Below are 24,998 nucleotides of genomic sequence, written 5' to 3'. Positions count from 1 at the left end.
AGCTTCCCTTTTTTTGATCGCTGCATAGGTCCATTTTTTAGTGAATATTTTCAGCAAGATATTGGCGCACTTGTGCAATGAGAGCTTCTTTGGCGTGAGGTGAGATGAAACTGGCTTCGATGGCGTTAATACTGAACTGTGCTAATTCGTTTTTCGTCACCATGTGAGCATTGGCGACGGCGAGGAAGTTATCATTCATATACCCGCCGAAGTAAGCGGGATCATCGGAATTGATGGTGACGCATAGCTCTCTTCTCAGCAACTCGACGATGTTGTGCTCTTGCATGGTGTCGAAGACTTTGAGCTTGGTATTCGATAGTGGGCAGACCGTCAGCGGTGTGCGTTTAGCGATTAGCTGTTCCATCAAGTTTTCATCTTCAACACAGCGAACGCCATGATCAATTCGGGTAATGCTTAACAAGCTCAGTGCGTCGATAATATTTTGTGCTGGGCCTTCTTCTCCGGCGTGTGCGACGGTCAGGAAGCCTTGGTTGATAGCTTCTTGGAATACATGTTTAAATTTCTCTGGCGGGTTGCCCTGTTCTGATGAATCTAGCCCAACGGCAATGATCTTATCTTTATAGGGAAGTGCTTGTTTGAGCGTTTCAAAAGCGCTGTCTTCATCAAGGTGACGCAGAAAGCACATGATCAGTTGGCTGCTGATGCCAAGTTCTTGCTCTGCTTGATTCAAAGCTCGAGTGATCCCACCGACTATGACTTCAAAGGCAATACCGCGTTCAGTGTGAGTCTGAGGGTCGAAGAATATTTCGGTATGAACCACATTATCTTGCTGGCACTTCAGTAGATAAGCCCATGTCAGGTCGTAGAAGTCTTGTTCATGAATGAGTACGTTAGCGCCTTGGTAATAGATATCGAGAAAGGACTGAAGATTGTGAAATTGGTACGCGTCCCTTACTTGGTCTGGGTTTTCAAAGGGAATTGAAATGTTATTACGCTTGGCGAGTTTGAACATCAGTTCTGGTTCTAACGAACCTTCAATATGTAAGTGCAGTTCAACTTTAGGTAAATTTTTGATAAAGCTATCCATAGCAACCCCTTCGCTATTGTAATTATGGGCGGAGTAGGTGAGATGTTTCGATGGTGAGATCCGAGTCTATAGGCTATCTCTTTCATTTATCTCTATTTGAGCATAGTTCATTTGCTCGTTATCGAGAAAGTGCCCCGTAAATTGGAAGCTATTTTGGAGTTATGAACGAATTGAAATGACTCGCAAACGATTTACCGCACTAGAGTGTGATCCGCTGCAAATATTTGCAGCAATATGTGTTGATTTGTGCTCTAATACCGCGCTTACCAAGGGATGGTGTTAAAAGATACCCACTTAGATGGAGTTATCAAAGTTGACCGATCCCGTAATGATCTCCCTTAGGAAAAAATAGAACATGTCTAAGAACAAAAAATTTGATATCCGCCTTACAGAAAAACGCAACGGTTGGTGTGCAGAGATTACTCGTCAAGTAACATCTCGCAGTACTACAGTATCTAAGCGTGAGTCTGGTTTCGAAACTGAAGCTCTAGCACAAGAGTGGGCAGAGAAAGAACTAGCATCTTTCATCGCAAACCAAGCAGAACGTAACGAGCGTAAATCAGAGCAGCGTAAAGAGCGTGACGAACTACGTCACACTAAAGAGCTTAAAGCTGAGCAAGCTCGTGAAGCACGCGCTAAAGCTCGTGCAGAAGAGGAAGACGCTGAGTAATTCGGTGCACGATTAACTTATAGGTCCCTTAATTTTAAGATAAGGGACTTATAAAAAAAGCCCCAATATAGGTGACTATATTGGGGCTTTTTCGTTTGTGGAGTTCGTTTCTATTTTGCCTAAGAGCGACGGTTTTTATTTATCGTTTTTAACGTCGCTCTATCAAGCTTTAATCAGTTGTTCAGTGTGGTTAGCCAATCGTCTTCTGCTACTTCTTCAATGTAGCTTTCTACTGATTGGCCTACTTCTTCATCGTCTTGTTTGAAGTAAGCAATGTGGAATACTGCATCACCTTCGTTGACAAGAGGCAGCGTTTGCTGGCCAATCACAATACCACCTTTGGTTGTGATCACTTGGCCTTCTTCGTGGCCCAAAGGAGAGCTGATGTAAGCTAGAGTTTGCCCAGCCTCAACTTGTTCACCAAGTCTTACCATATTACGCAAGATGCCGTCTGATTCAGCGCGGATCCAGCTGGTGGATTTGCTCAATACTGGCTCTGGCAACTTCTTACGGTTAGGGCGCAACATGCCTATTTCTTTCATCACTTGATGAACGCCTAGATAGCCTGCACGAATCGCTAAAGGATCAAAACGCAGCGCTTCACCACCTTCATAAGTCAGTACCGGGATGCCCAGTTTTTCAGCTTCGCTACGCAGTGAACCATCACGCAAAGGTGAATCAATGATTACTGGCGTTGCGAACGCTTTCGCAATTCGTAATGTTTCTGGATTTGATAGGTTTGCACGAATCTGTGGCAGGTTAGTACGGTGAATAGCACCTGTATGTAGATCCAAAATGTAATCACAGTGCTTCGCTACGTTTTCGAAGAAGGTGTAAGCGATGCGTGATGTCAATGAGCCTTTCTCACTACCTGGGAAGCAACGGTTTAGGTCGCGACGGTCTGGTAAGTAACGAGATTTATGAATGAAGCCAAATACGTTTACGATCGGCACAACAATTAATGTACCTTTCAGTTTATTAGGTTCTATTGCGTTAGTTAACTGTCGTGCAATCTCAACACCGTTTAGCTCATCACCGTGAATAGCAGCGTTTACCATTAGTGTTGGGCCAGCTTGGCGACCGTGGATGATCTCAATCGGGATCGAAAGTGGAGAGTGCGTGTAAAGCTGAGCTGCCTGTAGTTCAATCTCTTTTCGTTGTCCTGGCTGAACAGTATAACCAAGTAATTCGAATGGTTGATTAGGTTTTAGTCTTGCCATTTAGGTTGTTCTCAACATAGTGATAATTCGTTAACACGGAATGTAGCAATCGTTGATTTTTAGTACGAATCAATCGCTTTACTGTGACGACAAAACTTTTTTATGGAGGGGGTTGGTTATTGGTTTCAATTTTTAATTTGCGATAATTTTGGGTGTTTCAATTTGTGATTTTTCTGACAATTTATTGATTTTAATCTGATAATTCAGAATGTGATGGCTGCTATTATCCATCGCCATTTTTGGTGGCCAAATTCAAATATCGAGATAAAAATGAAGAAAACAATTTCAAAAGTCGTAGCTCTGGCGGTGGTATCAGTTGCTTTATCTGGCTGCGTTGGTAGCAACGCAGTGACGGGGTACTTAATGAAATTCAACCTTAAAGCTGTTGATAACCGTTATGCTCGTGGTGGTTTAAACTTATTGTTAGCACCAGCTTACGGTCTAACTATTGCTGCCGATTACTTAGTGTTCAACTCGCTAGAGTTCTGGACGGGTAGTAACCCTCTAACTGGTACCCCGCATATCTTTGATACTAAGATGGATACTTACCTTGATATTAACCATCAACTGGATCCGTCTCTAACGGAAGCGCCGGTAGGTCCTATCACAAGTGCTGATATGATCGAAAAAGGTCAAATGCAGCAGATCGATGAAAACACTATCCAAATGGATATTACATACCAATCTGGTGAGCGTGCTACATTAATCGGTGTTCGCGATGGCGAGATGGTGACGTACTTCATCGATGGTGAAGTTGTGGCACAAACTTCAATTGATGAGCTAGAGAGCTACGCGGCTACACGCGCTTAATTGCTTGTTTAGTCACAAATAGTCGATTACAAAGATTAGATACAGAAACAGGTACTCATTGAGTACCTGTTTTATTTTGTTTTGAATAAACGGTGCTTACTGTAAGCAGCATCTATTGAGTATATATATTATCGAATTATGCTTTTTCTGGGATTGCTTCAAGCAGTGCAACCATTTGGTTCCAGAATAGCTCAACTGTGTCGATCTTCACTTTCTCATCAGGAGAGTGTGGGAACTTGATTGTTGGGCCGAAAGAAACCATATCCATATTCGGGTAAGGTTCTTTGAATAGACCACACTCAAGACCTGCATGGATAACCATGATGTTTGGCTTGTGACCGTAGATACCTTCGTACATGTCGCGGAAGATATGCATAATTTCTGAATCTGCGTCTGGTTTCCAACCTGGGTAAGCACCAGAGAACGAGATGTTAGCGCCTGCTAACTCAGCAACAGAGTGCAGCATGCTTTCTACTTGGCTACGACCTGAATCGATCAAAGAACGGATCAGGCAAAGCACTGTGATTGAGTTCTCTTCTGTTGTGATAACACCTACGTTTAGAGACGTTTCAACAACACCTTCAATCTCGTCACTCATACGAATCACGCCGTTTGGACATGCGTTAAGTGCCGCGATAAAGCGAGCTTGTTCTGCTTGAGTAAGAGTACCCATTTCAACGGTTACTTCTTCGTTGAATGTTACGATGCTGTCTTCGATTTTACCCAGCTCTGTAGATAGAAGCTCAGTGTAGTAGTTGTATAGCGAAGCCAGTTTCTCTTGGTTTTCAGCCGGTACTGCAACCGTTACGAAGCCTTCACGAGGGATAGCGTTACGAAGGCTACCACCTTTGAACTCTATGATACGAAGGTCTAGATCTTTTGCGTGACCCGCTAGGAAACGAGCAAGTAATTTGTTTGCATTTGCACGACCCGTGTGAATATCACAACCAGAGTGACCGCCTTTAAGGCCTTTTAGCGTTAGCTTACGTGTAACGAAATTATCAGGGACTGCATCACGAGTGATGTCGAAAGTCATTGCACCGTCGATACCGCCAGCACAACCCATGTACACTTCGCCTTCTTGCTCTGAATCGGTATTAAGAAGGATATCGCCTTCTAACCAACCCGCTTCAAGACCGAAAGCACCAGTCATACCCGCTTCTTCATCTACGGTTAGTAGAACTTCGATAGGGCCGTGTTGGATTTCGTTTGAAGCAAGAACGGCCAAACAAGAAGCCATGCCCATACCATTGTCGGCACCAAGTGTTGTGCCTTTTGCAGTAACCCATTCACCATCAATGTACGGTTGGATTGGGTCTTTAGCGAAGTCATGAACTGTGTCTTCGTTCTTTTGTGGAACCATATCGATGTGAGCTTGTAGCACGACACCTTTCTTGTTTTCCATGCCCTGTGTCGCTGGCTTCTTGATGAATACGTTGCCCGTTGGATCGCGACGCACATCTAGGCCTTGCTCTGTTGCCCAAGCAATAATGTATTGAGCAAGCTCTTCTTCGTGCTTTGAAGGGTGTGGGATTGAACAAATCTTATCGAAAAACTGCCAAATAGGGGCAGGGGACAATTTACTGATCTCAGAATGGAATTCAGACACGGATGACTCCTTTTTTATTTGATAACCATATATTTAGGATTTGGATGGATGGAAAGTTAGAACAAAAATCTAAAATATGGGTCTGTTTTGATGGCAACAGCATACCACTTGCGCGTTTTGACGAGTAGCGCTTCTAAGCCCCAGACTCCTCAAATTTTGAAAGCTAGATTGTTCATTTGATCATAAGTAAGTGTCTTGATGCTTATAATTAATTCAGGCAAACGTTTATTTAGTTCTGTTGTGTAATTTAATTACGAGATTTAGTTTGTAAAATAACCATAAGTAGCTAAAAGTGTGATGTGAAGCAGGAAAAGCTTGTAATCTTTTTTCTTTGAGGTATATTAATAACCAACTTCTTAAGTGAAGAGTAAATGCTCAAAGGATGAGTCCGTTTTATCGCCTCCAGGGAACCGAGAAATCAAATTCGTTTTTATTGATTTATTAAGGTGATAGTTATGAAAGGTTTACCATCTGCAATGTTCTGGCTTAACAGCTCTGTTTACACTAGCAACTTTGCATACCCAACAAGCTTTGGTTACTAATACCAGCTGCTTGTAACTTGAACAGTTTGTTCACCCCTATATATTGGAATTCTTTTACAACCCTTTGGTTGACTGATTCTACCGCCACTCATTTTTGAGTGGCGTTTTTTTTGCCTGCTACTTTATCGCCTATCTTGTTCCCAACCACTTTCATTCATTATTTCTCTGTCATTCGTTGCGGTTATTTTTTAAACGCCAAACGATCAATTCACGCCTTATTACGAATCCTGTTGAAAAATACACAACTCTTGTGGGTTTCATTTGAGAATTTGATGGCTAGATTCTCAATGAAAATAATCGATGGTCGAAAAAGTAATCAAGTATAATTGTTGTTTTTTTGTTTTAAATCTTTGTTTTTAATGATTATTTAATTATTCAGTTTATGTTTTTAATCACTTTGTTTCATACGTCATTCTGATAAATATTAATTAGAGCCTTAATTCTATCTGGAATTTGTTATTTGATAACTTTATAATCCACAGCCAATCGATTACGCAACCGTTTACTTTTTACCCTTATAGGATTCGATAATGTTCGAAAAGCTATTCAAACTCAGTGAAAATGGCACCAATGTGCGCACTGAAATCATCGCAGGTCTAACAACCTTCCTAACAATGGCTTACATCATTTTTGTAAACCCAATGATTCTAGCTGACGCTGGGATGGACCATGGCGCTGTATTTGTAGCAACCTGTTTAGCGGCTGCTATTGGCTGTTTCATTATGGGCTTTGTTGCTAACTACCCAATTGCTCAAGCTCCAGGCATGGGGTTGAACGCATTCTTTACCTACGCTGTTGTAATGGGTATGGGTTATACGTGGCAAGTTGCTCTGGCAGCAGTTTTCGTATCAGGCGTAATCTTCATTTTCTTAAGTATCTTTAAGATTCGTGAATGGATTATTAACTCGATCCCTATGTCTCTGCGTGTTGGTATCTCTGCAGGTATCGGCCTTTTCTTAGCGTTCATTGCACTTAGCAATGCTGGCATCGTGGTTTCTAACCCAGCAACTAAGGTTTCACTGGGCGATATTACCGCGGTTGCTCCTATTCTAGGCGCACTGGGTTTTTTCCTTACTATTGCTCTCGTTCATCGTGGTGTTAAAGGCGCAGTAATGATTGCTATTTTAGCAATCACAGCGATTGGTATCGCAATTGGCGACGTTCAATATGGCGGTATCATGTCTACACCGCCAAGCCTAGCACCTACATTCATGCAGCTTGATTTCTCTGCTGTATTCGAAATCGGTATGATTTCAGTGGTATTTGCATTCTTGTTTGTCGATTTATTCGATACTGCCGGTACTTTGGTTGGTGTTGCAACAAAAGCAAACCTAATTAAAGAAGACGGCAAACTACCACGCTTGAATAAAGCACTACTCGCTGACTCTACAGCAACGTCTATCGGTGCATTATTAGGTACATCAAACACAACCTCTTACGTAGAAAGTGTTGCTGGTGTTGCTGAGGGTGGTCGTACCGGCCTAACAGCAGTTGTTGTTGGTATCTTATTCTTACTGGCTCTTTTCTTCTCGCCGCTTGCAGGCATGATCCCGGCTTACGCAACATCTGGTGCACTGTTTTATGTAGCAATTCTAATGATGTCTGGTCTAGTTGGCATTGATTGGCGTGATCTTACGGAAGCTGCACCAGTCGTGGTAACATGTTTGCTAATGCCGCTGACGTACTCTATTGCTGAGGGTATCTCACTAGGTTTCATCGCTTACGCTGCAATTAAGCTGCTAAGTGGTAAAGGTCGTGATGTTTCACCTGCAGTGTGGGTAATGTCGGCTATCTTTATTCTTAAATATATTTTCGCTTAATCGTCTAGATTTCTGCTTAATCGTTGAAGAGGCTATGTTTCGCATAGCCTCTAATAACATGACAAAATTATTAGGTTTTATACTATGAGCAACAAATTCGTTATCACTTGGGACAACATGCAGACTTACTGCCGCCAACTAGCAGAAAAGCAAATGCCAGCAGAACAGTGGAAAGGCATCTGGGCAGTAAGCCGTGGTGGCTTAGTTCCTGGTGCAATCTTGGCCCGTGAGCTAGGTATTCGTCACGTAGATACGATTTGTATTTCTAGCTACGACCACGATCACCAACGTGATATGACGGTAGTTAAAGCACCTGAGGGTGACGGCGAAGGCTTCCTTATCGTTGAAGACCTTGTTGATAGTGGTGACACTGCACGTAAACTTCGCGAAATGTACCCGAAAGCGAAACTAATCGCAGTTTGTGCAAAACCATCTGGCGCACATTTACTAGATGAGTACATCGTTGATATCGCTCAAGACACTTGGATTGAGCAGCCTTGGGATACTAGCTTAAGCTTCGTTGAGCCAGTAAATCGCAAGTCAAAATAAGCGTAAACTTAGTTTTTTGAGAAATGACCCTTTATAGGGTCATTTTTTTTTATATTATTAGTGACAACCATTTCTTATTAAGTATCCCTATGTCTGAATCAGAAGAAACGAGCTCGAACCTTTCGGAAACCTTGTTTGTAAAGCATAAGCAGGCTAAAGAAACCTCAATGCTGACGCGCTACATGCCAAGCTCAGAAGAGCTATTGGATGAGAAGCGTAAACAGCAAAATTCATCATGGTATCGAAATTTAAGGCGTCTTCAGTGGGTATGGCAAGGCGTTAACCCAATAGAGCAAGAAGCGGTGTTAGCTCGAATTGCGTCGTCAGATAATTCTCGCACGACGGACGAGTGGTTAGATACCGTCATGGGTTATCGCAGCGGTAACTGGGCATACGAGTGGACTAAGCTTGGTATGCAGCATCAAAATCGCTCTAATGAAAAGAACGGTGAAGAGATGGCTGAAGAGCTGTTTTCAGCATCGTTATGTTTTAGCATAGCGGGTTACCCACATCTCAAGAACGACAATTTGGCAGCTCAGGCTCAAGTGCTGGCGAACGCGGCTTATTCTGAAGCCATCAAGCATACCAAGCTGATCGTTAAGCAACTTGAAGTGCCGTATCAGAATAAGAAAATTAAGGCGAACTTGCATCTCACCAAAACAGATAAACCTCAGCCTGTTGTGATTGTGAGCGCTGGACTAGACAGTTTGCAAACCGATATGTGGCGCTTGTTTAGAGATTACCTAGCCCCTAAAAACATTGCTATGTTGACGGTCGATATGCCGTCGATAGGGCACAGTGCGCATTGGCCTTTAACTGAAGACTCGTCTTGCCTTCACCAAGCTGTGCTCAATGAACTGCCTAACATCCCATGGGTCGATCACCACAAGGTCGGCTTGTTTGGCTTCCGTTTTGGTGGCAATGCGATGGTGAGATTATCTTTCCTAGAGCAACATAAGCTCAAAGCGTGTATCTCTTTAGGCGCGCCAATTCACGATATCTTTGTTCATGCAGACAAATTGAAACAGATGCCTAAAATGCATTTAGATGTGTTAGCTTCGCGTCTCGGTAAAGGTGCGGTAGATATCAATAGTCTTTCTGGGCAACTGATGGCTTGGTCACTCAAGGTACAAGGCTTGCTGTCGAACAGTAAAACCAGCGTTCCTATCTTGGCACTAGCCTTAGAAGGAGACCCTGTTTCACCACCAATGGATAATCAACTGGTTGCTATTTACAGTGATTACGGCAAAGCGAAGAAAATCAAAGCTAAATCAATTACACAGGGTTATGAGCAATCCCTCGAATTGGCGATAAAATGGCTTGAGGATGAATTATTTAGATGACATTTCTCCTAAATTAGTTAAGCATGAAAAGTGTACAAACTAAGTACCTGATACTCAGAGGTAATTTATAAAATCCAATTGCGTACTTTCTACGTATTGCAGTCTGAGTAACGTCATTCTTAACATTGAAAATGGAGATTCAATATGTCAGAAGTGACACAACAACCTACGCATTATCGTTTGTTGAATGTTTTAAAGGCGATTGGGCCTTACTTAAGAGAACCACAATCAGAAGAAGGTCATTATATTTTTGATTGTTTATCTGTGTGTGTGAACGATAAAAAATCACCAGAAGAACGTGAGTTTTGGGGTTGGTGGTTAGAGTTGGATAAGTCGGAAGAGGGATATTCGGCGAAATACAACATCGGCAAGTACAACATCGATGGCAATTGGGATTGCTTACCATTGCCGAAGAAGGCGGTAGCTGAAGTGTCTCGCACTCAAGAAGCTTTCCACCAAAAGCTGGTTGACGAACTTCAAAATAAGTTTGAAATCAGCGTTCAATTCGACGAAGAGTCTGTCGAATTCGTCTGATTTTAAAGGTTACTCTTCTCTATAAAGTAAAAAGGTGCGATTTCGCACCTTTTCTGCTTGTGAATTCCCCTGTTGATTGCTAAAACATCACCTCTTATTTGTTTTATCTATAAAAGACTTCATGACAACAAATCATCAAAGCGGGACAACAACACAGAGTAAAACTGTCGTTGTTAAACTGGGTACCAGTGTCTTAACTGGTGGAACATTGGCATTAGATCGTGCTCACATGGTTGAGCTGGTTCGTCAATGTGCTGAATTAAAAAAACAAGGCCACTCTGTGGTTATGGTTTCGTCTGGCGCAATTGCTGCTGGGCGTGAGCACCTTAGTTACCCCGCACTTCCCAACTCGATGGCGAGCAAACAATTGCTTGCGGCAGTTGGGCAAAGCCAGTTGATTCAAGTTTGGGAGTCTTTGTTTGCTATCTATGGCCTTAAAATTGGCCAGATGCTACTGACTCGTGCTGATCTCGATGATCGCGAGCGTTTTCTTAATGCTCGCGACACGATCAACGCACTCGTTGAACACGATATTATTCCGGTGGTTAATGAAAACGATGCAGTAGCAACTAACGAAATTAAAGTGGGCGACAACGATAACTTGTCGGCACTGGTTGGTATTTTATGTGGAGCCGATAAGCTTCTGCTATTAACCGATCAAAAAGGCCTATTTACGGCAGACCCTCGCAAAGATCCGAATGCAGAGCTCATCAAAGAAGTGAAAACCATTGATGACACATTACGCAAGATCGCAGGCGGAAGTGGTACTACGTTAGGTACCGGCGGTATGGCGACTAAACTGCAGGCGGCTGATATTGCTCGTCGTGCCGGTATTGAAGTGATTATTGCGGCGGGTAGTGCTGAAAATGTGGTGTTTGACTCGTTGAGTGACAATCCACAAGGTACTCGTTTTTTGCCTCTAGAAGAAGCGCTTGAAAACCGCAAACGCTGGATTTTAGCTGGCCCTGCATCTGCCGGTGATATTGTGGTTGATGATGGCGCCGTTAATGCTGTGAACACTAAAGGTAGCAGCCTGTTGGCGAAAGGGGTCACTCGAGTTCAAGGCGAGTTTTCTCGTGGTGAAGTTACCCAAGTTACAGACATCAAAGGCAAGGTAGTGGCGCGTGGTATCGCTAGCTACTCGAGCCAAGACTTAGCGAAAATCGCAGGTAAACACAGTAAAGATATTGGTGAGATACTGGGTTATGACTACGGATCAGAAGTTATTCACCGTGATGACATGGTAGTGATTCAAGAGTAGCTCGTGATGATAAGGCGATGCACTGCGAATATACATAATCGTAAAGCGCCTTTTTACATCCAAAGACAGACAGAACTTAGGGAGAGTTAAACGTGGATTTAACTAACATGGGTATCGCAGCAAAAGACGCTGCTTTCCACCTAGCGACCGCTTCAACGGCGCAAAAGAACAAGGCATTGGCGATCATCGCTGATGAGTTAGAAGCAAACGCAGCAACGATTTTAGAAGCGAACGCAAAAGACATCGAACTTGGTCGTGAAGCGGGTTTAACTGACGCATTGCTTGATCGTCTATTGCTGAATGAAGAGCGTCTAACAGGTATCGCTAACGATGTACGTAACGTAATTAGCCTGAATGATCCAGTTGGCAGCGAAATGGACAGTAAGGTACTGGAAAACGGTATGTCACTGTCTCGTCGTCGTGTACCACTTGGCGTGGTTGGTGTTATTTACGAAGCGCGTCCAAACGTAACTATCGATATTGCGGCACTGTGTCTAAAAACAGGTAACGCAAGTATCTTACGTGGTGGTAAAGAGACATTCTTCTCAAACATGGAGCTGGTTAAAGTTATCCAGTCTGCATTAGAGAAAGCGGAGCTTCCAGCCGCTTCAGTTCAGTACATCGAAAAACCTGATCGTGAGCTCGTTTCTCAACTGCTTAAACTGGATGATTACGTGGATATGATCATTCCTCGCGGCGGCGCTGGCTTGCACAAGATGTGTAAAGAGAACAGCACGATTCCAGTGATCATCGGTGGTTTCGGTATCAGCCATATTTTTGTTGATGAAAGCGCTGACCTTGAGAAATCCGTTGATGTTGTTGAAAACTCTAAAGTTCAACGCCCATCTGCCTGTAACTCGCTAGATACATTATTAGTGCACGAAGCGGTTGCTGAAGCTTTCTTAGCGCAGCTAACACAGCGTTTAGCCGGCAAGGTTACTTTGGTTGCTGACACTAGTGCAAAATCGCTGCTAGCGGGTTTTGAAGACCAACGTGATGCGGTTGAAGGCGACTTTGACACTGAATGGTTAAGCTATACGTTAGGCGTGAAAGTCGTCGCGGATGTGGCAGAAGCGATTGACCACATGCGCGTCCACAACGCGAGCCACTCAGACGCGATCATGACGAATAGTCTAGAAAGCTCAGAGCGCTTTATTAACTCAGTCGGTTCTGCGGCGGTTTATGTGAATGCATCAACACGTTTTACTGATGGCGCACAGTTTGGTCTGGGTGCTGAAGTAGCAGTGTCTACTCAGAAATTGCATGCTCGTGGCCCAATGGGTTTAGAAGAGCTGACAAGCTACAAATGGGTAGGCAAAGCGAACTATTTAGTTCGCGGTTAACGCTGGTCGTTAATTTTACTCATCAGCTCATTTTTGAAATGACGATCGAGTAGCAATAATCAATGAATCACCACACAAAAGGGCCTTAATTGGCCCTTTTTCTTTCCTAACGTTTGGCAATTCCGTTACACTGATATTCAATTATTTGGAGGTGATATGCATTGTCCTTTTTGTTCAGAGAACGACACTAAAGTAATCGATTCAAGACTGGTAGCCGATGGCCATCAGGTTCGTCGTCGCCGTCAATGCCTTGCATGTAGTGAACGTTTTACTACTTTCGAATCGGCAGAGCTTGTGATGCCTAAAGTCATTAAGTCGAATGGAAACCGCGAACCATTTAATGAAGATAAAATGGTAGGTGGTGTTCAGCGTGCCCTAGAAAAACGCCCAGTGAGTGCTGATGCGATCGAACTTGCGATCAGTACGATTAAGTCACAACTCCGTGCAACTGGTGAGCGTGAAGTACCAAGCGAGATGATTGGTAATCTTGTGATGGGCCAATTGAAAGAATTGGATAAAGTGGCGTACATCCGTTTTGCCTCTGTTTACCGCAGCTTTGAAGACATCCGAGAGTTTGGCGAAGAAATCGCTAAATTAGAGGACTAACCCCTCAGTTATGTCTAATTTTACTCCCCTAGATTTTCAAATGATGTTGCGCGCTATTCAATTAGCGAAACGCGGCATTTACACCACTGCGCCAAACCCAAATGTAGGCTGTGTCATCGTACAAGCCGATGGTCAGATCGTTGGTGAAGGTTTTCATGCCAAAGCGGGCGAACCTCATGCTGAAGTGCACGCTATGCGAATGGCGGGTGATAAGGCAAAAGGTGCAACGGCTTACGTTACGCTAGAACCTTGTTCGCATTATGGTCGAACGCCGCCTTGTGCGGAAGGTTTGATTAAGGCTCAAGTTTCAAAAGTGATTTGCGCCATGCAGGACCCAAACCCTAAAGTCGCAGGGCGTGGCATCAAGATGCTACGTGATGCGGGTATTGAGGTTGAGATAGGCTTGTTAGAGCAAGATGCTCTCGATTTAAATCCTGCATTTATCAAGCGTATGCAAACGGGCATGCCATTCGTACAGTTAAAAATGGCGGCTAGCCTAGATGGCCAAACGGCATTGGAAAATGGTCAAAGCCAGTGGATCACGTCGTCAGAAGCGCGTCGTGACGTTCAGAACTACCGAGCCAAATCAGGCGCGGTGTTATCAACCAGCCAAACGGTGATTGAAGACAACGCGTCGCTGAATGTTCGTTGGGCAGAATTGCCAAGCAGTACCAAAATAAATTACGTTGAAGACGAGCTGCGTCAGCCGATTCGCGTGATCCTTGATCGCCAAAATCAACTGCATCCTGAGCTCAAGTTATTCCAGACTCCAACTTCGGTATTGAGAGTTGCTGAAACCTCTGCTGATATTGAGGTCGGAACAACGGATGCTGGTCAGCTTGATTTACACGATTTGATGCGTCAATTGCCAGCGAACCATATTGATCATATTTGGGTCGAAGCGGGCGCGACATTGGCAAAAAGCTTGATTGAAGCACAGTTAGTGGATGAGCTAATCCTCTATTTAGCGCCTAAACTTATGGGCAGTGACGGACGAGGTTTGATGGGCGCATTAGGGCTCACTTCAATGTCTGATGTGATTGACCTAGAAATTAAAGATGTTCGACAGGTTGGTGTGGATATTCGCATCGTAGCGAAACCCGTATTTCGAAACCGATAGTAACGAAACCATAGTGGAAATAGTTCTACTAACCAAATACATGTCGTTGACAACAAAAAGAGTTTTAAAATGTTTACAGGAATTGTAGAAGCCGTAGGTACATTGAGTGCAATCACTCCCCGCGGAGAAGACATCACCGTAACGGTTAATGTTGGTAAGCTTGATATGGCTGACGTTAAGTTAGGCGACAGTATCGCGACCAATGGTGTTTGTTTGACGGTTGTTGAGTATAACGACCACAGCTACAGTGCAGACCTTTCGCTTGAGACCCTGAAAAAAACGGGTTTTGTGGATTACCAAGCTGGCGATAAGGTCAACCTAGAGAAAGCTATGCTACCGACCACGCGTTTCGGTGGTCATATTGTATCGGGTCACGTTGATGGCGTGGGTGAGATTGTTGAGCGTAACCAAGTCGGTCGTGCGATTGAGTTCTGGGTAGAAATGCCTGCAGAGATCTCAAAGTACGTAGCTCAAAAAGGTTCAGTCACTGTTGATGGTATTAGCCTAACGGTGAACGATTTACGCAAAAATGCCTTTAAGCTGACTATCGTTCCTCACACCTCTTCAGAAACGACCATCGATCAATTCAATGTCGGCCGTAAAGTCAATCTAGAAGTTGATGTATTAGCACGCTACATGGAGCGCCTACTGCAAGGCCAACAGCAAGAGTCTGAGCCTGAATCTCGATTGACGATGGAATTCTTACAGCAGAATGGTTTTGCCTAATCGTTGGTACAAAGTGTGTTAAGCGAGACTTTGTAAAGCGAAGCAATATCATCAGGTTTAAATAGTGTCGGTTCTAGGAAGCAGAACCATTTCAAAGGATATAGAACAATGCCAATTAGTACTCCTCAAGAAATTATTGAAGACATTCGCCTAGGAAAAATGGTTATCCTGATGGATGATGAAGATCGCGAAAATGAAGGCGATCTAATCATGGCAGCAGAACATGTGACGCCTGAAGCGATTAACTTCATGGCGATGTACGGCCGTGGCTTAATTTGTCTAACGTTGACCAAAGAGCGTTCAAACCGTATGGGTCTAGCGCCTATGGTTCAAGATAATAATGCTCAATACACAACCAACTTTACGGTTTCGATTGAAGCTGCTGAGGGTGTAACTACGGGGATTTCTGCATCAGATCGCGCCGTTACCGTTCAAGCGGCTGTGGCAAAAGATGCGAAAGCCGCTGACCTTGTTCAACCCGGGCATATCTTCCCACTGACAGCTCAAGAAGGTGGTGTATTAACTCGCGCTGGCCATACTGAAGCGGGTTGTGATCTAGCTCGCCTAGCGGGTTGTGAGCCAGCTTCGGTTATTGTTGAGATCCTAAATGACGATGGCACCATGGCACGTCGTCCTGACCTTGAAGTGTTTGCTGAAAAGCATGGTATCAAGTTGGGTACGATTGCTGACTTGATTGAATACCGTAACAACACGGAAACTACGATTGAACGTGTAGCACAATGCCATTTGCCAACAGAGTTTGGTGACTTTGAACTTGTGACTTACCGTGACACTATTGATAACCAGATCCACTACGCAATGCAAAAGGGCGACTTGTCTGTAGGCGCTCCACTAGTACGAGTTCACCTGCATGACACGTTTACCGATCTACTTCATTCAGACCGTGGAACGGAACGTAGCTGGTCGCTAGATAAAGCAATGAAGCGCATTGGCGACGAAGGCGGTGTGTTAGTTATTCTGGGCAACGAAGAGTCGTCTGACTCTTTGATTCACAAAGTGAAGACATTTGAAGCGCAAGATAAGAACGAACAACCAACCATGGCCAAGAAGCAAGGTACTTCTCGTCGTGTTGGTGTGGGTTCTCAGATCCTTCAAGATCTAGGCGTTCACGATATGCGTCTGCTTTCTTCAAGCACTAAGCGTTACCACGCATTGGGTGGTTTTGGTCTTAACGTTGTTGAGTACGTTTGCGAATAAATCATGTGCCGGTGAACACATGTTTCTCCGTTTTAGCGGCATAATTTACCGATGATTTCAGTTGCTCTTTTGGCTGTTGAACATGCCAAAAGAGCAAAGTAGAGAAGCTTGATTTACTCTGTGATCTGCGAGTGAGCTTTTCTTCTTGCTGTTCCCATATGGTTGGGAGCGACGCTGCACTATCATCTTTACATCTCCGGTGTCTGCTCTGCTAAATTAGCATTAGATATTGCTCACAGTTTTGTGCTAGAATCCGGCGATTCTCACTTGATGAAAATAGTTAAAGGAAGGCTTATGAAAGTGATCGAGGGTGGCTTCCCAGCGCCAAATGCAAAAATTGCTATCGTTATTGCTCGTTTCAACAGTTTTATTAACGAAAGTTTACTTTCTGGTGCAATCGATACTTTAAAGCGTCATGGACAAGTAAGCGAAGACAACATTACTGTTGTTCGCTGCCCAGGTGCAGTAGAACTTCCACTTGTAGCGCAGCGCGTTGCAAAAACGGGTAAGTTCGATGCGATTGTATCTCTTGGTACAGTAATCCGTGGCGGTACACCTCACTTTGACTATGTTTGTAGTGAATGTAATAAAGGTTTGGCACAAGTGTCTCTGGAATTTTCTCTTCCAGTAGCGTTTGGTGTTCTTACTGTTGATACGATCGATCAAGCTATTGAACGCGCAGGAACCAAGGCTGGTAATAAGGGTGCAGAAGCAGCACTTAGCGCACTTGAGATGATCAACGTTCTTTCTGAAATCGATTCCTAATGGGGGCCAGTGTGAAACCAGCCGCACGTCGTAACGCACGTCAATTTGCTCTACAAGCAATTTATTCTTGGCAAATTACTAAAGAAAATATTGCTACCGTTGAAGAACAGTTCTTATCTGGTGGTAAGTATGATGAAGAAGAGCATCATGCCGCAGAACCTGCTCTAGCTATGCCAGAAACAGACGTTGCATACTTCCGCGACCTACTAACTGGTGTTGCTCTTAGCCACATGGAACTTGATAGCAAGCTGCGTCCATTCGTATCTCGTCCTATGCAAGATCTGGATTTGATGGAACTAGCGCTTCTACGTTTAGCTATGTACGAGATGACTCGTCGCGAAGATGTACCATACAAAGTGGTTATCAACGAAGCTATCGAGCTTGCGAAAGTATTCGCAGCAGAAGACAGCCATAAGTTTGTTAACGGTGTGCTTGATAAAGCAGCGCCGCACGTTCGTAAGAAATAACACGTGCGTATATTGAATATAAAGGTCAGCTCTCATGCTGGCCTTTTTTGTAACTAAATTTCTGTAATATCAATAATTACGGTGATTTGTATTAAGACCAAAGATAGGGCATGTGATGTCTGGCGAGTTTAACCTGATTGAAAAATATTTTGTAAATCGACAACCACAACGTAAAGACGTACATCTGGCAGCGGGCGATGACTGTGCTTTGGTCAAAGCGCCAAGCAATGTAGAGATCGCAATCAGCACCGACACTTTAGTTGCAGGTACGCACTTTTTAGCCGAAGCGAATCCTGCATGGGTGGCGCATAAAGCGTTAGCTTCGAACATTAGCGACCTTGCCGCTATGGGTGCGACGCCTGCTTGGGTTTCATTTGCTTTAACTATGCCAGAAGTCGATGAAGAATGGCTTGCCCCATTTTGTGATTCCTTTTTCAAACTTGCAGACTACTTTGGTATTCAGCTAATCGGCGGTGATACAACCAAAGGGCCGCTAAGTTTGACGTTGACTGTACAAGGCTTTGTGCCAGAAGGTCGAGCGTTGCGCAGAGATAACGCTAAAGTGGGCGACTGGATTTACGTGACGGGTAATCTAGGGGACAGCAAAGCTGGGTTAGACGTGTTACTGAACCCCGAAAAGAACAAAGTGAAGCCTTATGCGCTAGAGCTTGAAGAGAGGCACTACCTGAGCACTCCGCGAATATTGGCGGGTCAAGCTCTAGTTAACCTTGCTTCATCGGCTATCGATATCTCTGATGGTGTTATTGCTGATTTAAAACATATCCTCAAACGTTCTCAGGTTGGTGCGAGTATTGATGTAAGCACGCTGCCCCTCTCTCCAGAGTTACGTCAGTTCGCTTGTGATATTACTTCAGCTCAGCAGTATGCGCTGACCAGTGGTGAAGAGTACGAACTTTGCTTTACTGTGCCTGAAGAAAATAAAGGTTCATTGGAAAGTGCTTTGTCGCACACAGGAACAAAAGTCACCTGCATTGGCCAGATAAGACCTGTAGAATATTTTGAACTACACAATAATGGTGAACCACTAAGTTGGAACTTAACTGGTTACGATCACTTTAAGGCTAATTGATGACAAACCCACTTTCTCTTATTTCTCTTAAAAACCCTTGGCATTTATTGGCAACCGGTTTTGGTAGTGGCTTATCGCCGATTATTCCTGGAACTATGGGTACGCTTGCGTCGATTCCGTTGTACCTATTATTGGTTCAGCTCCCTTTTCCTGCTTATGTTGCGGTAGTGGTTGTAAGCTGCATTATTGGTATCAAAATTTGTCAAGTGACATCTGATGATATGGGAGTGCACGATCACGGCTCTATCGTGTGGGATGAATTCGCAGGCTTTTGGATCACCATGGGCTTAGTGCCTTTATTGAATATCCCTACAGATGATTGGAAATGGCTGTTCACTGGTTTTGTCTTGTTTCGTTTTTTCGATATGGTGAAACCTTGGCCAATTGGTTGGTTAGATCAGCGAGTACATGGCGGCTTAGGTATCATGATTGATGATATTGTTGCGGGCATTATGGCGGCTGTTGCCTTGTATGCTGTGGCTCATTTTGCTGGCTGGCTTGTTTAAGAATTAATATTCAAAGCACTAACAATAATAGATAAAAACAAGGAATAATAATGTCTAAGAAGGTTTACTGTGTTGCTCAATTCCAGCCTAAAAAAGGCAAATTGAACGAGTTGTTTGAAGTTCTGAAATCACTAGAGCCAAACACAATGCGTGAAGACGGTTGTATTCAATATACAGTGACTCGTCACATCAACAGCCCATTTGCAGAAGGTGAAAGTTTCCCTATTGCATTCAATGAGATCTGGGCTGATAACGAAGCATTCGAAGCACACTGTCAACGTCGTGAAATTCAACAGTTCTTCCAAGAGCAGTGTGTTGAAGAAACCGGCTTGGTTGAGAACTTCAACGTTGCTATCTACTCTGATGAACCAGAGAACTATGACGCACCGGTGCTTAAGCCATGTTGCTAAGCTGGTTTAATAGCCAATAGCCAATAGCTAATAACTAACAACTAAACAGTGAATAGTTAATGAGTTAGCAGATACTAAAAAGGTTGGCCTTAGGGCCAACCTTTTTTGTTTTGTTACTTATGCTGCTTGCTAATGAAAGCTATTTAGCAAGGTAGTCAGAGATAGACTTCTCTATACCTTTGGCATCTAAGCCAAGCTCTTCGTGCAGTTCACCTTGAGTGCCTTGAGCAATAAACTTGTCTGGTAAGCCAAGGTTTAATACTGGCATCAGTAGCTTCTCTTGCATCAAGAATTCAATCACCCCCGCGCCTGCACCACCTGCAATCGCGTTTTCTTCGATTGTCACAAGTACATCGTGGTCAGCAGCAAGTTGTTTGATTAGTGTTTCATCGAGTGGCTTCACAAAGCGCATGTCTGTAACCGTCGCATCGATAGCGTCAGCCGTTTGAAGCGCACTCTCCAGGAAAGTACCGAAGCTTAGGATTGCGACTTTCGAGCCATCTTTTGCTTTTTCGCTTTCGCGAACGATACGACCTTTACCAATCTCAAGAGCGGTAAACTCACTTTGAATCTCAGTACCCATACCATTACCGCGAGGGTAACGAACGGCACTTGGTCCTGTGTGCTGATGACCAGTGTAAAGCATTTGGCGACATTCGTTTTCGTCGCTTGGTGCCATGATCACCATGTTTGGAATGCAGCGCATAAAGCTTAGATCGAACGCACCTTGGTGTGTTTGACCATCGGCACCGACAAGACCCGCACGGTCAATAGCAAACATAACCGGTAGATCCATGATAGCCACATCGTGGATCAGTTGATCGTAGCCACGTTGTAGGAAAGTCGAGTAGATAGCGACAATCGGCTTATCACCTGCAATCGCCATACCGGTTGCTAGCGTCACAGCATGCTGCTCAGCAATCGCTACATCAAAGTACTGCTCTGGGTATTCTTTAGAGAAACGAACCATACCAGAACCTTCACGCATTGCTGGTGTGATCGCCATTAGCTTAGGGTCTTGAGCAGCCATATCACACAAGAAATCGCCAAAAATCTTAGAGAAAGTTGGTTTAGAGCTGGTGCTCTTCGGCAGACTTGAATGTGCAGGGTCGAATTTAGGTACGCCGTGATAACCAATTGGATCTTTCTCAGCTGGCTCGTAGCCTTTGCCTTTCTTCGTCATGATATGTAAGAACTGAGGACCTTTAAGATCTCGCATGTTCTTGAGCGTTTTAATCAACTCATTCACATCGTGACCATCGATTGGACCAATGTAGTTGAAACCTAACTCTTCAAACATAGTGCCAGGGACAACCATACCTTTTAGATGTTCTTCTGTACGACGGACCAACTCTTTTATCGGCGGAACGCCTGATAGCACTTTCTTGCCACCCTCACGAATTGACGTGTAAAGACTGCCAGAAAGAACTTGAGCTAGGTGGTTGTTTAGAGCTCCTACATTTTCAGAGATCGACATCTCGTTATCATTAAGGATAACCAACATGTCATTGTGAATATCACCCGCATGGTTCATGGCTTCGAAAGCCATACCTGCGGTAATCGCGCCATCACCAATGACACTGACAACTTTACGATCCTTACCTTCCTTCTTAGCACTGATCGCCATACCAAGTGCGGCACTGATCGATGTTGAAGAGTGACCAACAGAAAGGGTGTCGTATTCGCTCTCTTGTCGCCATGGGAATGGGTGCAATCCATCTTTTTGACGAATAGTCGACAAGCGGTCGCGACGACCAGTAAGAATTTTGTGCGGGTATGCTTGGTGGCCAACATCCCAAACCAATTGGTCAAAAGGAGTGTTATACACATAGTGCAGAGCCACTGTTAGCTCTACTGTACCTAAGCCTGACGCTAAGTGGCCACTTGACTGGCTCACTGAGTTAAGAAGATAGGTGCGTAATTCATCACAAAGCTGTGTTAGCGTCTCTTTCGGAAGTAGACGCAAATCCTCTGGCTTATCAGCCAAAGCAAGAGTTGGGTACTTTGATATATCAAGAGTCATAGGTAATGCGCGCTTATTGTCTTAGTTCTTGCGCTCGATGACGTATCGGGCGAACTCTTCGAGTGACTGGGTATTGTATGGGATTGCAGCCAAAGCTTGAAGCGCTTCCTGTAGCAGAGTTTGCGCTTTTTCTTGAGCGCCCTCTAAACCTAACAAAGAAGGGTAGGTGCTTTTGTTTAATTCTTGGTCAGAACCCTGTGGCTTACCCAAAGTTTCCGTGTCGCTGGTGATATCCAAAATATCATCTTGAACTTGGAAGGCTAACCCGATGGCATCGGCGTACCTATCTAATTGAGGCATTACTTCTAACGCTTTTTCACCAGCAGCGAGTGCACCTAATCGAATGGCACTCTTCATTAAAGCGCCCGTTTTATTTCGGTGAACTTCTTCTAATTCTTCTAGCGTAACAGCGCGGTTTTCGGCTTCAATATCAAGCGCCTGACCAATACACATACCTTGAGCACCAGAGGCTTCAGCTAAGCGTTGAATCATTCGAACGCGATTGCTTTCCCCATCAGCACTTAACGTGCCTTCCGCAAGTATAGTAAACGCGAGAGTTTGTAGTGCATCGCCAGTTAAAATAGCGGTCGCTTCATCAAATTTGATGTGACAAGTCTGATGACCACGGCGCAGTTCATCGTCATCCATCGCCGGAAGGTCGTCGTGAATCAGAGAGTAGGCATGAATACATTCGATTGCAGAAGCTGGAGTATCGAGCTCTTCAGCCGTGCACCCGAGCATTTCCCCTGTAATGTAGACAAGAAATGGACGCGCACGTTTGCCGCCTAAAAGCAATCCATAACGCATTGCGTTGATAAGATTTTGATTTTGGTGTGGCAGGCGATCAAGCCAAAGGTTCAGTTGCTCGTTATTACGTGCTTGATAAGACAATAACGTCTCGATCATAGGGGATCTCATACAATTTGTTATTCAGGTTGTGGGTTAAAGTCGCTAAGTTCTGCATTTTGATCGTTTTGCAGTAAGATGCTAACGCGTTGTTCTGCATCGTTTAGTTTACTTTGACCGGCTCGAGCGAGGGAGATACCTCGTTCGAATTTTTTCAGCGCATCATCTAAAGCTAGATCACCATTTTCTAGTTGATCAACCAAGCCATCAAGCTCTTCGATTGCCGCTTCAAAGCTCATATTTTCAGGTTTCTTAGTAGCCATAATAAATCTGCGTTTGGAAAGATGAACGAACGTTACCCTAGGCCGCTGATATGGTCAAATGTAACAAAGGAATTTTGCTAGAAAGTTCGTTTTTAAGGGGCTTGAACTCACTTTGATTGAATAACCTTAGCTTTATCGAGTTTATGCGCTACGTATAGGGGTAAAGTCTGCGAATAGTAGTGACTCAAAAACGAAAAGTGTGATACTTAAGCCAAGAATTTACTAAAAGATCTTATAGTCTGGCCGATAAAAAGATTATCGTCGACGTAGAGCTACAAAAAAGCATGAGGAGTGCTCAGTGGATTTAGCAACCCTAATAGGTTTGATTGGTGGATTTGCCTTTGTAATCATGGCAATGATCCTAGGTGGAAGCCTCGGGATGTTCTATGACACGACATCCATTTTGATCGTGGTGGGTGGTTCAACGTTTGTTGTTCTGATGAAGTTCACTATGGGACAGTTCTTTGGTGCGACTAAAATTGCCGGCAAAGCATTTATGTTTAAAGCCGATGAGCCTGAAGATCTTATCGCTAAAGTTGTAGAGATGGCAGATGCTGCACGTAAAGGTGGCTTCTTGGCACTTGAAGAGATGGAAATCAGCAACAGTTTCATGCAAAAGGGTATCGACTTATTGGTGGATGGCCATGATGGTGATGTGGTGCGTGCAGCACTGCAAAAAGACATCGCATTAACGACAGAACGTCACGAGCAGGGCGCGAAAGTGTTCTCTGCATTCGGTGATGTTGCCCCTGCGATGGGTATGATTGGTACCTTAGTTGGTCTGGTAGCCATGCTTTCGAACATGGATGATCCTAAAGCGATCGGTCCTGCGATGGCGGTTGCACTCTTAACTACGCTTTATGGTGCAATCCTTTCGAACATGGTGTTCTTCCCTATTGCCGACAAGCTTGCGCTGCGTCGTGACCAAGAAACACTAAACCGTCGTCTGGTGATGGATGGTGTTTTAGCGATTCAAGATGGCCAGAACCCACGTGTTATCGATGGTTACCTGAAGAGCTACCTAAACGAAGGTAAGCGCACGATTGATGGTGAACCCGCGTAAGAGGAATTGAAGATGGATGAAGAAAATCCATGTAAATGTCCTCCTCCGGGGTTACCTCAATGGATGGGGACATTTGCTGACTTGATGTCACTGCTGATGTGTTTCTTCGTACTGCTGCTCTCATTCTCTGAGATGGACGTACTGAAGTTCAAACAGATCGCGGGCTCGATGAAGTTTGCGTTTGGTGTACAAAACCGTTTAGAAGTGAAAGACATCCCGAAAGGGACCAGCATCATTGCACAAGAGTTTCGCCCTGGTCGTCCAGAACCAACACCGATTGATGTGATCATGCAGCAAACCATCGATATTACTCAGCAGACGCTGGAGTTTCATGAAGGTGAATCTGAGCGTGCTGGCGGCACCATGCGTGACCAAGGCAAGATGACCGGAGGCAAGTCGCCAGAGGTTTCGACTCACGACAATCAAAACTCTGAGTCAGACCAACAGCAACAACAAGCTGAAGCTCAATCGCAAGAGATGGAAACCTTGATGGAAAGCATCAAGAAGGCGTTGGAGCGAGAAATCGACCAAGGCGCGATTGAGGTGGAAAACCTTGGCCAACAGATTGTGATTCGAATTCGTGAGAAGGGTGCATTCCCATCGGGTTCTGCTTTCCTACAGCCGAAGTTCCGACCTTTGGTGAGACAGGTGGCTGAACTGGTGAAAGATGTTCCGGGTATTGTTCGAATCTCAGGGCACACTGATAACCAAAGGCTTGATTCTGAGCTGTATCGCTCGAATTGGGATCTGTCATCTCAGCGAGCCGTATCTGTTGCTCAAGAGATGGAGAAGGTTCGTGGGTTCTCTCATCAACGCTTGAGAGTTCGTGGTATGGCTGATACTGAGCCTGTAGAGCCGAATGATACGGAATGGCAACGCAGCCTAAACCGCCGCGTAGAGATCAGCATCATGCAGGGCGAGCCACTATACAGCGAAGAAGTTCCAGTGGTTACTCAATAATATCGCGTGCTCATATGATTTAGAAAGCCCAACCTTATGATGAGGTTGGGCTTTTTATTTTAATTCGTCATGATTAACTGAGTTCAAATTTGTGTACCTATGACACTACGATGGTGAACAGAGATG

General features: G+C 44.3%; 25 protein-coding genes. 19 read left to right on the top strand and 6 right to left on the bottom strand.

Annotation, left to right across the window (positions count from 1 at the left end; all coding sequences use genetic code 11):
* Window positions 1-37: 37 nt before the first annotated feature.
* Complete coding sequence (locus L8S15_RS04580; RefSeq protein WP_010436332.1) at window positions 38-1,048, bottom strand: adenosine deaminase; 1,011 nt, start codon at window positions 1,046-1,048, stop codon at window positions 38-40.
* Between the two features lie 355 nt (window positions 1,049-1,403).
* Here L8S15_RS04580 and L8S15_RS04575 point away from each other — a divergent pair, with 355 nt between their 5' ends.
* On the top strand, window positions 1,404-1,718 hold the full coding sequence (locus L8S15_RS04575; protein ID WP_010436335.1) for a DUF3622 domain-containing protein: 315 nt from the start codon (window positions 1,404-1,406) through the stop codon (window positions 1,716-1,718).
* A gap of 173 nt (window positions 1,719-1,891) precedes the next feature.
* Here L8S15_RS04575 and L8S15_RS04570 read toward each other — a convergent pair whose 3' ends face one another.
* Window positions 1,892-2,938 carry a succinylglutamate desuccinylase/aspartoacylase family protein gene (locus L8S15_RS04570; protein ID WP_010436338.1) on the bottom strand — a complete coding sequence of 349 codons (1,047 nt, stop codon included), beginning with the start codon at window positions 2,936-2,938 and terminating at the stop codon, window positions 1,892-1,894.
* Between the two features lie 270 nt (window positions 2,939-3,208).
* Between L8S15_RS04570 and L8S15_RS04565 the strand changes: the two genes are divergently transcribed.
* Window positions 3,209-3,748 (top strand): DUF3332 domain-containing protein, encoded by a 540-nt coding sequence (locus L8S15_RS04565; RefSeq protein ID WP_010436340.1) that lies wholly within the window; start codon window positions 3,209-3,211, stop codon window positions 3,746-3,748.
* Between the two features lie 136 nt (window positions 3,749-3,884).
* Here the strand turns inward: L8S15_RS04565 and L8S15_RS04560 are convergent, their stop codons facing one another.
* Window positions 3,885-5,357, bottom strand: a complete 1,473-nt coding sequence (locus L8S15_RS04560) for an aminoacyl-histidine dipeptidase (protein ID WP_016791859.1) — start codon at window positions 5,355-5,357, stop codon at window positions 3,885-3,887.
* A 1,072-nt stretch (window positions 5,358-6,429) separates the two neighbouring features.
* Here L8S15_RS04560 and L8S15_RS04555 point away from each other — a divergent pair.
* The 15 genes from L8S15_RS04555 to L8S15_RS04485 all read left to right on the top strand — a co-directional run bounded on the left by L8S15_RS04555 (window position 6,430) and on the right by L8S15_RS04485 (window position 19,657).
* Window positions 6,430-7,719: an NCS2 family permease gene (locus tag L8S15_RS04555; protein WP_010436344.1), complete on the top strand. Its 1,290-nt coding sequence runs from the start codon at window positions 6,430-6,432 to the stop codon at window positions 7,717-7,719.
* 84 nt (window positions 7,720-7,803) lie between these two features.
* A complete protein-coding gene (tet(34), locus tag L8S15_RS04550) occupies window positions 7,804-8,268 on the top strand; it encodes an oxytetracycline resistance phosphoribosyltransferase domain-containing protein Tet(34) (RefSeq protein WP_010436346.1) in 465 nt (154 codons plus the stop codon).
* A gap of 89 nt (window positions 8,269-8,357) precedes the next feature.
* Window positions 8,358-9,611, top strand: coding sequence for an esterase FrsA (gene frsA / locus L8S15_RS04545; protein ID WP_010436349.1), 1,254 nt, complete (start codon window positions 8,358-8,360; stop codon window positions 9,609-9,611).
* Between the two features lie 144 nt (window positions 9,612-9,755).
* Window positions 9,756-10,145: a sigma factor-binding protein Crl gene (crl, locus tag L8S15_RS04540; RefSeq protein WP_010436351.1), complete on the top strand. Its 390-nt coding sequence runs from the start codon at window positions 9,756-9,758 to the stop codon at window positions 10,143-10,145.
* Between the two features lie 76 nt (window positions 10,146-10,221).
* Window positions 10,222-11,406, top strand: coding sequence for a glutamate 5-kinase (proB, locus tag L8S15_RS04535; protein WP_280572041.1), 1,185 nt, complete (start codon window positions 10,222-10,224; stop codon window positions 11,404-11,406).
* 92 nt (window positions 11,407-11,498) lie between these two features.
* Entirely contained in the window at window positions 11,499-12,749 is a 1,251-nt protein-coding gene (locus L8S15_RS04530; RefSeq protein ID WP_016767609.1) for a glutamate-5-semialdehyde dehydrogenase, read from the top strand.
* Window positions 12,750-12,905: 156 nt separating this feature from the next.
* A complete protein-coding gene (nrdR, locus tag L8S15_RS04525) occupies window positions 12,906-13,355 on the top strand; it encodes a transcriptional regulator NrdR (protein ID WP_004734394.1) in 450 nt (149 codons plus the stop codon).
* 40 nt (window positions 13,356-13,395) lie between these two features.
* Entirely contained in the window at window positions 13,396-14,475 is a 1,080-nt protein-coding gene (gene ribD, locus L8S15_RS04520) for a bifunctional diaminohydroxyphosphoribosylaminopyrimidine deaminase/5-amino-6-(5-phosphoribosylamino)uracil reductase RibD (RefSeq protein WP_280572071.1), read from the top strand.
* A 69-nt stretch (window positions 14,476-14,544) separates the two neighbouring features.
* Window positions 14,545-15,201, top strand: a complete 657-nt coding sequence (locus L8S15_RS04515; RefSeq protein ID WP_010436361.1) for a riboflavin synthase — start codon at window positions 14,545-14,547, stop codon at window positions 15,199-15,201.
* 108 nt (window positions 15,202-15,309) lie between these two features.
* Window positions 15,310-16,419 (top strand): bifunctional 3,4-dihydroxy-2-butanone-4-phosphate synthase/GTP cyclohydrolase II, encoded by a 1,110-nt coding sequence (ribBA, locus tag L8S15_RS04510; RefSeq protein WP_016790437.1) that lies wholly within the window; start codon window positions 15,310-15,312, stop codon window positions 16,417-16,419.
* A 294-nt stretch (window positions 16,420-16,713) separates the two neighbouring features.
* Window positions 16,714-17,184, top strand: a complete 471-nt coding sequence (gene ribE, locus L8S15_RS04505) for a 6,7-dimethyl-8-ribityllumazine synthase (RefSeq protein WP_004734398.1) — start codon at window positions 16,714-16,716, stop codon at window positions 17,182-17,184.
* On the top strand, window positions 17,184-17,651 hold the full coding sequence (gene nusB, locus L8S15_RS04500) for a transcription antitermination factor NusB (RefSeq protein ID WP_004734399.1): 468 nt from the start codon (window positions 17,184-17,186) through the stop codon (window positions 17,649-17,651). Before ribE ends, nusB begins: the two co-directional genes overlap by 1 nt.
* 115 nt (window positions 17,652-17,766) lie before the next feature.
* Complete coding sequence (gene thiL, locus L8S15_RS04495) at window positions 17,767-18,741, top strand: thiamine-phosphate kinase (RefSeq protein WP_010436366.1); 975 nt, start codon at window positions 17,767-17,769, stop codon at window positions 18,739-18,741.
* Window positions 18,741-19,247, top strand: a complete 507-nt coding sequence (pgpA, locus tag L8S15_RS04490) for a phosphatidylglycerophosphatase A (protein WP_010436368.1) — start codon at window positions 18,741-18,743, stop codon at window positions 19,245-19,247. The genes thiL and pgpA overlap by 1 nt, the downstream gene beginning before the upstream one ends.
* A gap of 50 nt (window positions 19,248-19,297) precedes the next feature.
* Entirely contained in the window at window positions 19,298-19,657 is a 360-nt protein-coding gene (locus L8S15_RS04485) for a putative quinol monooxygenase (protein ID WP_016767605.1), read from the top strand.
* Between the two features lie 139 nt (window positions 19,658-19,796).
* Here L8S15_RS04485 and dxs read toward each other — a convergent pair whose 3' ends face one another.
* Genes dxs through xseB form a run of 3 tightly spaced genes read right to left on the bottom strand, consistent with a single transcriptional unit; the run spans window position 19,797 to window position 22,849 of the window.
* Window positions 19,797-21,680 (bottom strand): 1-deoxy-D-xylulose-5-phosphate synthase, encoded by a 1,884-nt coding sequence (gene dxs, locus L8S15_RS04480; protein WP_016767604.1) that lies wholly within the window; start codon window positions 21,678-21,680, stop codon window positions 19,797-19,799.
* A gap of 21 nt (window positions 21,681-21,701) precedes the next feature.
* The gene (gene ispA / locus L8S15_RS04475; protein ID WP_010436376.1) at window positions 21,702-22,586 is read right to left on the bottom strand and encodes a (2E,6E)-farnesyl diphosphate synthase; all 885 of its coding nucleotides are present in this window, start codon (window positions 22,584-22,586) and stop codon (window positions 21,702-21,704) included.
* 20 nt (window positions 22,587-22,606) lie between these two features.
* Window positions 22,607-22,849, bottom strand: coding sequence for an exodeoxyribonuclease VII small subunit (gene xseB, locus L8S15_RS04470; protein WP_010436379.1), 243 nt, complete (start codon window positions 22,847-22,849; stop codon window positions 22,607-22,609).
* 298 nt (window positions 22,850-23,147) lie between these two features.
* Here xseB and pomA point away from each other — a divergent pair, with 298 nt between their 5' ends.
* Complete coding sequence (pomA, locus tag L8S15_RS04465) at window positions 23,148-23,912, top strand: flagellar motor protein PomA (protein WP_004734406.1); 765 nt, start codon at window positions 23,148-23,150, stop codon at window positions 23,910-23,912.
* A 12-nt stretch (window positions 23,913-23,924) separates the two neighbouring features.
* On the top strand, window positions 23,925-24,872 hold the full coding sequence (locus L8S15_RS04460; protein WP_016767602.1) for a flagellar motor protein MotB: 948 nt from the start codon (window positions 23,925-23,927) through the stop codon (window positions 24,870-24,872).
* Window positions 24,873-24,998: the final 126 nt, after the last annotated feature.

The organism is Vibrio sp. S/42/10, from assembly GCF_029890535.1.
Classification (GTDB): Bacteria; Pseudomonadota; Gammaproteobacteria; order Enterobacterales; family Vibrionaceae; genus Vibrio; species Vibrio cyclitrophicus.
This window is presented reverse-complemented; position numbering and strand designations above follow the sequence as displayed.

Excerpts from the sequence above, each read along its gene's own strand:
- L8S15_RS04580 (WP_010436332.1), bottom strand. The coding sequence starts at position 1,048 with ATGGATAGCTTTATCAAAAATTTACCTAAAGTTGAACTGCACTTACAT.
- L8S15_RS04575 (WP_010436335.1), top strand. The coding sequence starts at position 1,404 with ATGTCTAAGAACAAAAAATTTGATATCCGCCTTACAGAAAAACGCAAC.
- L8S15_RS04570 (WP_010436338.1), bottom strand. The coding sequence starts at position 2,938 with ATGGCAAGACTAAAACCTAATCAACCATTCGAATTACTTGGTTATACT.
- L8S15_RS04565 (WP_010436340.1), top strand. The coding sequence starts at position 3,209 with ATGAAGAAAACAATTTCAAAAGTCGTAGCTCTGGCGGTGGTATCAGTT.
- L8S15_RS04555 (WP_010436344.1), top strand. The coding sequence starts at position 6,430 with ATGTTCGAAAAGCTATTCAAACTCAGTGAAAATGGCACCAATGTGCGC.
- frsA (WP_010436349.1), top strand. The coding sequence starts at position 8,358 with ATGTCTGAATCAGAAGAAACGAGCTCGAACCTTTCGGAAACCTTGTTT.
- crl (WP_010436351.1), top strand. The coding sequence starts at position 9,756 with ATGTCAGAAGTGACACAACAACCTACGCATTATCGTTTGTTGAATGTT.
- nrdR (WP_004734394.1), top strand. The coding sequence starts at position 12,906 with ATGCATTGTCCTTTTTGTTCAGAGAACGACACTAAAGTAATCGATTCA.
- ribD (WP_280572071.1), top strand. The coding sequence starts at position 13,396 with ATGATGTTGCGCGCTATTCAATTAGCGAAACGCGGCATTTACACCACT.
- L8S15_RS04515 (WP_010436361.1), top strand. The coding sequence starts at position 14,545 with ATGTTTACAGGAATTGTAGAAGCCGTAGGTACATTGAGTGCAATCACT.
- ribBA (WP_016790437.1), top strand. The coding sequence starts at position 15,310 with ATGCCAATTAGTACTCCTCAAGAAATTATTGAAGACATTCGCCTAGGA.
- ribE (WP_004734398.1), top strand. The coding sequence starts at position 16,714 with ATGAAAGTGATCGAGGGTGGCTTCCCAGCGCCAAATGCAAAAATTGCT.
- nusB (WP_004734399.1), top strand. The coding sequence starts at position 17,184 with ATGGGGGCCAGTGTGAAACCAGCCGCACGTCGTAACGCACGTCAATTT.
- thiL (WP_010436366.1), top strand. The coding sequence starts at position 17,767 with ATGTCTGGCGAGTTTAACCTGATTGAAAAATATTTTGTAAATCGACAA.
- pgpA (WP_010436368.1), top strand. The coding sequence starts at position 18,741 with ATGACAAACCCACTTTCTCTTATTTCTCTTAAAAACCCTTGGCATTTA.
- L8S15_RS04485 (WP_016767605.1), top strand. The coding sequence starts at position 19,298 with ATGTCTAAGAAGGTTTACTGTGTTGCTCAATTCCAGCCTAAAAAAGGC.
- dxs (WP_016767604.1), bottom strand. The coding sequence starts at position 21,680 with ATGACTCTTGATATATCAAAGTACCCAACTCTTGCTTTGGCTGATAAG.
- ispA (WP_010436376.1), bottom strand. The coding sequence starts at position 22,586 with ATGATCGAGACGTTATTGTCTTATCAAGCACGTAATAACGAGCAACTG.
- xseB (WP_010436379.1), bottom strand. The coding sequence starts at position 22,849 with ATGGCTACTAAGAAACCTGAAAATATGAGCTTTGAAGCGGCAATCGAA.
- L8S15_RS04460 (WP_016767602.1), top strand. The coding sequence starts at position 23,925 with ATGGATGAAGAAAATCCATGTAAATGTCCTCCTCCGGGGTTACCTCAA.